This is a genomic window from Paenibacillus sp., assembly GCF_035645235.1.
In the GTDB taxonomy this organism is placed as follows: domain Bacteria; phylum Bacillota; class Bacilli; order Paenibacillales; family YIM-B00363; genus Paenibacillus_AE.
In genome coordinates this window covers 1-8,927 of sequence record NZ_DASQMZ010000046.1, presented here as the reverse complement: position 1 = coordinate 8,927, position 8,927 = coordinate 1, and the positions used below count along the sequence as shown (strand labels likewise).

8 protein-coding genes are annotated in these 8,927 nt (G+C 63.2%); 3 read left to right on the top strand and 5 right to left on the bottom strand.

Annotated elements, in window-relative coordinates; genetic code table 11:
* The coding region (locus tag VEZ38_RS03920) for a DNA alkylation repair protein (RefSeq protein ID WP_324892035.1) at nucleotides 1–670 on the bottom strand (670 nt) is incomplete at its 3' end.
* Between the two features lie 15 nt (nucleotides 671–685).
* Nucleotides 686–2,482 carry a DNA helicase RecQ gene (gene recQ, locus VEZ38_RS03915; protein ID WP_324892036.1) on the bottom strand — a complete coding sequence of 599 codons (1,797 nt, stop codon included), beginning with the start codon at nucleotides 2,480–2,482 and terminating at the stop codon, nucleotides 686–688.
* 106 nt (nucleotides 2,483–2,588) lie between these two features.
* Between recQ and VEZ38_RS03910 the strand changes: the two genes are divergently transcribed.
* Nucleotides 2,589–2,957: a winged helix-turn-helix transcriptional regulator gene (locus VEZ38_RS03910; RefSeq protein WP_324892034.1), complete on the top strand. Its 369-nt coding sequence runs from the start codon at nucleotides 2,589–2,591 to the stop codon at nucleotides 2,955–2,957.
* A 231-nt stretch (nucleotides 2,958–3,188) separates the two neighbouring features.
* On the opposite strand, the gene VEZ38_RS03905 is transcribed toward VEZ38_RS03910, so the two are convergent.
* Nucleotides 3,189–4,160 carry a helix-turn-helix transcriptional regulator gene (locus tag VEZ38_RS03905; RefSeq protein WP_324892033.1) on the bottom strand — a complete coding sequence of 324 codons (972 nt, stop codon included), beginning with the start codon at nucleotides 4,158–4,160 and terminating at the stop codon, nucleotides 3,189–3,191.
* A gap of 465 nt (nucleotides 4,161–4,625) precedes the next feature.
* On the opposite strand from VEZ38_RS03905, the gene VEZ38_RS03900 reads away from it, so the two are divergent.
* The gene (locus tag VEZ38_RS03900; RefSeq protein WP_324892032.1) at nucleotides 4,626–5,540 is read left to right on the top strand and encodes an SDR family oxidoreductase; all 915 of its coding nucleotides are present in this window, start codon (nucleotides 4,626–4,628) and stop codon (nucleotides 5,538–5,540) included.
* Here VEZ38_RS03900 and VEZ38_RS03895 read toward each other — a convergent pair.
* The gene (locus VEZ38_RS03895) at nucleotides 5,528–6,403 is read right to left on the bottom strand and encodes a hypothetical protein (protein ID WP_324892031.1); all 876 of its coding nucleotides are present in this window, start codon (nucleotides 6,401–6,403) and stop codon (nucleotides 5,528–5,530) included. The genes VEZ38_RS03900 and VEZ38_RS03895 overlap by 13 nt on opposite strands.
* A 282-nt stretch (nucleotides 6,404–6,685) precedes the next feature.
* On the opposite strand from VEZ38_RS03895, the gene ilvD reads away from it, so the two are divergent.
* Entirely contained in the window at nucleotides 6,686–8,374 is a 1,689-nt protein-coding gene (gene ilvD / locus VEZ38_RS03890; protein ID WP_324892030.1) for a dihydroxy-acid dehydratase, read from the top strand.
* A 96-nt stretch (nucleotides 8,375–8,470) separates the two neighbouring features.
* Here ilvD and VEZ38_RS03885 read toward each other — a convergent pair.
* Nucleotides 8,471–8,927: NAD(P)-dependent oxidoreductase (locus tag VEZ38_RS03885; protein WP_324892029.1), on the bottom strand; the 457-nt coding region annotated here is incomplete at its 5' end.

The window sequence follows — 8,927 nt, the reverse complement described above, 5'->3', positions numbered from 1 at the left end:
CCGTCTCCGGGGAGACGCCCTTCCACCGCCGCGCGACGTCCAGCGCGAGCCGCGGATGGTCCTTCGAGATATCGTTCAGGTGGTTCGCCACGCTGCGCCGCACATACTCCGACGGGTCCGCCTTCAGCCGTTCCAAAATCGGCAGCGTCGGCGTCGGGTCGCGCTTGAACGCTGGCAGCGCCATCGCCCACGGCAGCCGGGGGCGGCTGCCCTCGCTCGCGAGGCGGCGCACATGCTCGCTCTCGTCCTCAGCCCACGCCAGCATCGCGGCCAGCGTCCGCTCCGGGTACCGCACCAGGAACGGCCGCACCGCGAATTCGCTGCTGGAGTACCGCGTCAGCCGCGCGAGCGCCGGAATCGAAACGTCCGGCTCGTCCAGTCCGTACGCTTCCACGAAATCGGGCAGCATCATCTGCGCGAGGCCGGCGCCGCAGCCGTCCGCCATCGCGAGCACGACGTCGAGCGCCTCGACGTAACGCTCAGGCAGCGACGCCCGCAGCGCGGACGCGCCGTGCCGCATGCGCTGTTTCAGCTCGAGCGCCCCCCACGCCGGCGTAAACACCCGCGCGAGGAACGCCTCGCGATCGAACGCCGGGTACGCGTTGCGCGCGGCGGCGGCGACCTTTTCAAAAAAATCTCGGTTATAGACGTCCTTCAACGCATCCGGCATCCCCGCCGAACCCCCTTATTCCTCGTACGCTCTTATAACTGCTAAGAAGGCGCGGCCGTACTTCGCCGCCTTGTTTTCGCCGACGCCCTTGACGCCGAGCAGCGCCTCCTCGGACCGCGGCAGCTTCGCGCACATCTCGCGCAGCGTCGCATCGTGGAAAATCGTGAACGGCGGCACCTTCGCCTTGTCCGCGAGCTCCTTGCGCACCCGGCGCAGCTCGTCGAACAGGTCGCCGCGCCCGGCCAAGTCGTGCGTCTCCTCCCCGCCGGCGGCCGCCTCCTCCACGCGCGTAATGCGCAGGAACACCCGCTCCTGCCCTTCGAGCACGGCGACGGCCTTGTTCGTCAGCGCGATCGTCGGGTACTGCCCGTCCGACATCGCGAGATAGCCCTCGGCGACGAACGCGTTGAGCAGGTTGACGAGATCCTTTTCCTTATATTGCTTCAGCGCTCCGTACGTCGACAGCCGGTCGAAGCCGAATTGCCGCACCTTCGCGTCGTTCGCGCCGCGCAGCACCTTCGCCGTCAGGTTGATGCCGAACCGCTGCCGCATGCGGGCGACGCACGAGAACGTCTTCTGCGCCTCCTCCGTCACGTCGACCGCCTCGCGCTCGTCCGTGCAGTTGCCGCATCGGCCGCAGTCGGCAGTTTCCTCGCCGCCGAAATACCGAACGATATGCGTCTGCAGGCAGCCTGACGTATGGCAGTAGTCGATCATCGCCTTCAGATTCGCGTACTCGATGCGCCGACGCTCCTCGTCGAACTCGTGGTTTTGCTCGATCAAGAACTTCTGCGTGACGATATCCTGCGGCCCGTATAACAGCACGCATTCGCTCGGCTCCCCGTCGCGCCCGGCGCGTCCCGCCTCCTGATAATACGACTCTATGTTTTTCGGGAGATTATAGTGAATGACGTACCGGACGTTCGACTTGTCGATGCCCATGCCGAACGCGTTCGTCGCCACCATCCACTTGAGGTCGTCGAACTGGAACAGCTCCTGATTGCGCTGCCGCTCGTCGTCGGAGAGGCCCGCATGGTACCGGCCGACTTTCAACCCCAGCTTCTCCAGAAAACGATGCGTCTCCTCGACCTCCTTCCGCGTCGAGGCGTACACGATGCCCGATTCGTTCTTGCGGTTGCGGACGAACGCCTTGAGAAACTCGCGCTTGTCCGCTCCCTTCACGACCGAGAACGTCAGGTTGTCCCGCGCGTAGCCCGTCGTGACTTTGTACGGGTCGTTCATGCGCAGATGCTTCACGATATCCTGCTTGACCGAATCCGTCGCCGTCGCCGTGAACGCCGCCACGACGGGGCGCTTGGGCAGCTTCGCGATCAGGCGGCCGACGTTCATGTAGCTCGGGCGGAAGTCGTGGCCCCACTGCGAGACGCAGTGCGCCTCGTCGACCGCGAGCAGCGGAATCGGCAGCTCTTCGAGCAGCGACACGAACCGCTCCGACTCGAGCCGCTCGGGCGCGACGTATACGAGCGTGTACTCGCCGTTTCGCATGCCGCGCATCCGCTCGCGCAGCTCCTCGGCCGTCACCGAGCTGTTGATGAACGTCGCCTTGATGCCGATCTGCTGCAGCGTGTCGACCTGGTCCTTCATGAGCGAGATGAGCGGCGATACGACGAGCGTGACGCCGGGCAGCATCGCCGCCGGAATTTGATAACAGACGGACTTGCCCGCGCCCGTCGGCATGACGCCGAGCACGTCGCGGCCCTGCAAGATGTTCTGGATGAGCTCCTCCTGCCCGCTCTTGAACGAGTCGTAGCCGAAGTAGCGTTTTAGAAATTGAGTGGATTGCGATGCGATCATGAGTGCTCCTTTATAGGGGGAAACGGGATTATGGTTTTGCGCTTCCTGCATTATACCACCCGCGCCCCGTTTGGGGTATAATGCGGGTAACGAGGTGAGAACGATGGAAGGATCCGCGCTTTGTCCCCGGTTCGAGAAGGCGATGCAGCTCATCAGCAAGCGTTGGTCCGGCTTGATTATTTTTCGGCTGATGGAGGGCCCGCAGCGATTTTGCCAAATCGAAACGGCGCTCCCGAGCCTCAGCGGCCGCGTGCTGTCGGAGCGGCTGAAGGAGCTGGAGTCGGAGGGCATCGTGTCGCGCACCGTGCTGCCCGAGACGCCGGTGCGCATCGAATATGCGCTAACGGCCAAGGGCCGCGCGCTCGAGCCGCTGTTCCGCGAGGTGCAGAAGTGGGCGGGCGACTGGATCGACGCGGACGTCGCGAGCGACGCGATCGGCGCCGCGGTGCCGCCGTCTACGGAACGGCGCTAGCCGGCCCCGCGCCCTGCTGCGTTCGCCGCGCCCCGGGCGTATTCGCCGCCCTCGCGCATTCGCCGTACCCCGGCGCCTTCGCCGCCGGCCCGCCCCTGCTTTCCGCGAGCCCGCCGCCCCCGCGCCCGCTACCCGCGAGCCCGGCGCCTCCGCGCCCACTCCGCACCAGCCTCCCCGCCGATTTTACAGCGCGCGTCACTCCTTCACTTCTTCGCTTCCCTGTCTAGATGTTCACGCCCCGTATGCTTCAGCGAGCCGACGTACCGCCTCACGTACCGACACGATGAGTTCCGCCGGATCGAGCAGCTCGACGCCTTCTCCGCCCAGCCTCAACAAACACTCGACCGCGTACGCTTCTGTTTGCAAGTCCGCCTCCACTTCGTATTTCGATGCCTCCCCATCCTTCGGCGATTCGGTCGTTCGCGCTTCCAGCACGTTCGTGAATCTCATGTCCCGCAGCCGCTCGTATGCCGCTCCATCGAGACGCAATCGTACCGTATACGTCGGCAATCGCTCGCGGAATGAAGCCATCGACGTTTGCCAATAGCTTTCTAAGTCGAAACCCGCCGGTCGGCCGAACGTCTCGTCCGTCTCGGTCAGCGCCGTGATCCGCGACACGCGGTACGTCCGGAGGTTTCCGCCGGTCGAACCGACGACGTACCACGCGTTGCCTTTCGCTACGAGTCCGAGCGGAAGCAACTCGCGATCCGCTTCGTCCCGCGCGTACCGGATCGTAAGTTTCCGGCAATCCCATACTGCGTCGTATAGAGGCGGAAGCCAGGGAAGCGTCTCGAACGACTCCCGCCAGCCCGCGCCGTCGATATGAATTCGCTCCCGCACCGCAGCCGCGTCGACATTCCCTCCGGCTGTCGCCGCTTGGAGCAACTTGTCCCACGTCTCGCCGAACTCCTTCTCCCGGCCGAGGTCTGCAAAAAGCTTGGCCGACGTCGACCGCGCCAGCAGCAGCCGCTCAAGATCGTCCCGCTTCAGTCCGTTAAACCGCGCGCGGAAGCCCTCGGCGAGCTTCCAGCCGCCCCCGTATCCGCGCTCCGCATACACGGGTACTCCCGATGCGGCCAACGCCTCGAGATCGCGCGTCACCGTCCGCGGCGACACCTCGAGACGATCCGCTAACTCGCGTACCGTTAACGTCGCCCCTTGCTGCAACGCAAATAAGATGGAAATCAACCGATCCGCCTTCATATGCAGAAGCGCCTCCTTAAACATGTAGCCCCGCAACCGGAATTCTCCGCTAACTCGCCCGCTTTCCGCCGTTATCCCGCCTACTTACCGGAGTTCTCCGCTAACTCGCCCGCTTTCCGTCGTTACCCCGCCTACTTACCGGAGTTCTCCGCTAACTCGCCCGCTTTCCGCCGTTACCCCGCCTACTTACCGGAGTTCTCCGCTAACTCGCCCGCTTTCCGTCGTTACCCCGTCGACTTACCGGAGTTCTCCGCTAACTCGCCCCGTTTCCGCCGCTATCCCGCCTACTTACCGGAGTTCTCCGCTAACTCGCCCCGTATCCCGCGCGACACGCAAAGCCGGCCGGGACCCGGGATATACCTTACTTCCAAAGATACCACATCAATAAGTCAAAGGATGACATATTTGCAGCGTAAAATTGGTTTCGAGTAGACGATACTACGCAAATCAGGAGGAAGAAGAGAGATGAACGGAAACGAAAACGGAAACGCACACGGAAACAAGCCGCTAGAAGGACGGATCGCCGTCGTCGCGGGGGCGACGCGGGGGGCAGGGCGGGGCATCGCGGTTAAACTGGGGGAAGCCGGGGCGACCGTCTACGTGACGGGACGCACGACGCGCGAGACGCGGTCCGACGTCGACCGCTCCGAGACGATCGAAGAGACGGCGGAGCTCGTGACGGCGGCGGGCGGTCACGGAATTGCGGTGCGCACCGACCATACGGAAGAGGCGCAGGTGCAGGCGCTGTTCGAGCGGGTTGAACGCGAACAAGGAGGCCGGCTCGACCTCCTCGTGAACGACGTATGGGGATGCGAGCGGTATATCGACTTCGGGCGCAAGTTCTGGGAGCAGCCGCTTTCGAACGCGCTCGTCATGCAGGACCGCGCCGTCCGCGCGCATCTCATCACGAGCTATTATGGGGTGCCGCTGCTCGTCAACAACAAAGGGGGACTCGTCATCGAAATAACGGACGGCATGAACTACGACTTCCGCGGCAGCGTCGGCTACAGTCTCGCCAAAACCGCGAACATCCACTTGGCGCAGGCGCTCGCCTGCGAATTAAAGCCTTACGGCGTCGCGGCGGTTTCGCTCACCCCGGGCTTCCTGCGCTCCGAACAGATGCTCGCCCACTTCGGCGTCACCGAACAAACCTGGCGACAAGCGCCTGATCCGCACTTCCGGGCGTGCTCCGAGACGCCGGCGTACATCGGCGCGGCCGTCGTCGCGCTCGCGAGCGATCCGGACATCCTGAGCAAATCCGGCCAAGCGTTCAGCACGTGGCGATGCGCCGAGGAATACGGCATCCGCGACGCGGACGGCTCCCAGCCGCACTGGGGCAATTATTACGCCGGCATCGGCGGCGGCAATCAGCAATCGTGATAATAGTCGATTAGACCCTTCAACGTACCGAGATCGATCGTCTCCCCCGTGTCGGCCAGGAAGGCGCGCTGCAGTGCCAGCGCGTCGTTTTCGGTGCGGGGGCCTTCCCTTTTCGTAAGCCAGTTGTGGTAATAAAGCAATCGTTCGTACTGCCCGATATGCTTCTCTTTCAGGTGGCCGTCGATCGCGGCCGTCACTTCCTCCGCCATCCGCAGCCAAAAACCGAACCGATCCTCCGACAAGCGCATCATCGGCTTCGGCTCCGTCTGCAGCCCCGTCTCGTATTCGTCGGTGCTCCGCCCGAAGGCGTGGCCGACGCCGTTGCGCATCTTCCGCAGCTCGTTGAGCTCCTTGACGTATTCCCGCAGCTTCGCCGGCGCCGGTCCGAACAGCCGCTCGTAATGCTGGATGCGCGTGTTCCAATCGCCCTTCGTGAAATGCACCGCATACTCCGAATAGTTGTACCCCGGCCGGGATTTGAGCAGTGTCACCCCGTCGATCGCCCCCGGCGCTCCGATAATGAGTCCCGGGTTCGATTCGATCGCGAGGGCGCTGATATTGCGCAAATAAATTTCCATATAGGAGTTCACCGCGACGGAGGCGGATAGACGAACCCAATTGTTGAAATCCTTGAAGTCCTTCTCCCACCGCTCCAGCGTCGGGGCGATGCGTCTTTGGTGCTTGCGGGGCACGGTGAACACCGTCGTCGGCCGCAGCCGCTTGTCCGCTTTCTTGACGACGTCCGTCGTCCGCTTCGCCGCGAGCATATGCGACCAATATAAGCTATTAATTTCGTCGTGATGCTTCGTAAACAGCCGATGCGAGAAGGTGCTGCCGGGCGCGCTTTGCCATCTAGAAAACATACAGGATTCCTCTTGACCGTAGAATGATGTGTTTTCCAGTATGCCCCGTTTCCCGGCGCTCCACGCGTTTCCGTGTAACAATTTCGAAGAACTTCGGAAAATGCAATCCAAATCGCCCCGGCAAATACGCTTTCCTGAGAAGGCGTAAGCCTCGCTTTCGCGGCTTCGCGGCGTTGGGAATACTTTTTCTCCGCTTCGGATGTCGCAACGTACATAAATATGTTACACTCGAGTGTAATATGCTACTTTTTTTCGAAGATAAGAACGGAGGAGAAACAGAACATGGCAAAGGCAAAGATGCGCTCCGATATGATCAAGCGCGGCTTCGACCGGGCGCCGCACAGAAGCTTGCTGCGGGCCGCGGGCGTGAAAGAGGAAGATTTCGACAAACCGTTCATCGCGGTATGCAACTCATACATCGACATCGTGCCGGGCCACGTGCACCTGCAGGAGTTCGGCAAGATCGTCAAGGAAGCGATTCGCGAAGCGGGCGGCGTGCCGTTCGAGTTTAATACGATCGGCGTCGACGACGGCATCGCGATGGGGCACATCGGCATGCGCTACTCGCTGCCGTCCCGCGAAATTATCGCAGACTCGCTCGAGACGGTCGTCTCGGCGCATTGGTTCGACGGCATGGTGTGCATCCCGAACTGCGACAAGATTACGCCCGGAATGATGATGGGCGCGCTGCGCGTCAACATCCCGACCGTATTCGTCTCCGGCGGCCCGATGAAGGCCGGCAAGACGTCCGACGGCCGCTCGATTTCGCTGTCCTCGGTATTCGAGGGCGTGGGCGCGTTCCAAGCGGGCAAGATCGACGAGAAGAGCTTGACCGAGCTCGAGCAATACGGCTGCCCGACGTGCGGCTCCTGCTCCGGCATGTTCACGGCGAACTCGATGAACTGCCTCGCGGAGGCGCTCGGCCTTGCATTGCCGGGCAACGGCACAATTCTCGCCGTCGCGCCGGAGCGCCGCGACTTCGTTCGCAAGTCCGCGAAGCAGCTGATGGAGCTCATTAAGATGGACCTGAAGCCGCGCGACATCGTGACGATCGAGACGATCGACAACGCGTTCGCGCTCGACATGGCGCTCGGCGGCTCCACGAACACCGTGCTGCACACGCTCGCGCTCGCGCATGAAGCCGGCTTCGAGTATCCGATCGGCCGCATCAACGAAGTCGCCGAACGCGTACCGCACCTCGCGAAGATCGCGCCGGCATCCGACTGGCACATCGAGGACGTGCACAACGCCGGCGGCGTCAGCGCCGTGCTCAACGAGCTGCTCAAGAAAGAAGGCGCGCTGCATCCCGATCAGATGACCGTCACGGGCAAGACGCTCCGCGAGAGCGTCGCCGGCTGCGACATCTTGAACAAGGAAGTCATTCGCCCGATCGACAACCCGCACAGCGAGCGCGGCGGACTCGCCGTCCTGTTCGGCAACCTCGCCCCGGACGGCGCGATCGTCAAGGTCGGCGCGGTCGACAAGTCGGTCGGCGGCTACCACAAGGGACCTGCGATTTGCTTCGACTCGCAAGAGGAAGCGCTCGCCGGCATCGCGAACGGCAAGGTGAAGGAAGGCCACGTCGTCGTCATTCGCTACGAAGGGCCGAAGGGCGGCCCCGGCATGCCGGAGATGCTCGCGCCGACGTCGCAAATCGTCGGCATGGGCCTCGGCGCGAAGGTCGGCCTCATCACCGACGGCCGGTTCTCGGGCGCATCGCGCGGCATCTCCATCGGCCACATCTCGCCGGAAGCGGCCGAAGGCGGTCCGATCGCCTTCGTTCATGACGGCGACGAGATCGAGCTTGATCTGAACAATCGCAAGATCACGCTCATGGTCAGCGACGAAGAGCTCGAGCAGCGCCGGAAGACCGAATGGAAGGAATTCGAGCCGAAGGTAAAGACAGGCTACCTCGCGCGTTATTCCAAGCTCGTCACCTCCGCCTCCACCGGCGGCGTTATGAAAATTTAAAGCAATGTCTCGCCCAACCGCCGACGGCCCCGCGCCGCGGCGGTTTTTTTCAACCAAAAAAACGGGACCTCCGACGCTCGGCGACCCCGCACCTCTTCACTTCGTTCGTACGTAATCCCGCCATCGATGCTGCGGCGCCCAGCCGAGCAGCCGCTTCGCCTTCGAGCTGTCCAGCAGCGTCTCGTACCCGTCGAGCGGCGCCCGAATGTCGGTCACCTCCGGATACCGAGCCGCCAGCAGATCCCGCGTCCGCACGTCCATGCTCGTCTCGTCGTTCGCCAGGTTGAGCGCGACGGCGCCGAGCCCCTCCGCCTCGATCGCGAGCCGGCACGCGACGGCGGCGTCCCGCGCGTCGATGTAGCTCCACAGGATGACCTCGCGTTCTTCCGGCTTATGGATGAAACGCGGGAAGTCGGCGTACATCGCCGGCGTAATGACGTTGCCGAACCGGAACGACACGACCTGCATGCCGACGCGCCGCGCGAACATGTCGGCCGTCTGCTCATTGACGATCTTAGACAAGCCGTAGCTGTCTTCCGGCTCCTGCGGATGC

Coding starts and splice junctions, on each gene's coding strand:
- VEZ38_RS03895 (WP_324892031.1), bottom strand. CDS start 6,403: ATGTTTTCTAGATGGCAAAGCGCGCCCGGCAGCACCTTCTCGCATCGG.
- VEZ38_RS03905 (WP_324892033.1), bottom strand. CDS start 4,160: ATGAAGGCGGATCGGTTGATTTCCATCTTATTTGCGTTGCAGCAAGGG.
- ilvD (WP_324892030.1), top strand. CDS start 6,686: ATGGCAAAGGCAAAGATGCGCTCCGATATGATCAAGCGCGGCTTCGAC.
- VEZ38_RS03910 (WP_324892034.1), top strand. CDS start 2,589: ATGGAAGGATCCGCGCTTTGTCCCCGGTTCGAGAAGGCGATGCAGCTC.
- VEZ38_RS03900 (WP_324892032.1), top strand. CDS start 4,626: ATGAACGGAAACGAAAACGGAAACGCACACGGAAACAAGCCGCTAGAA.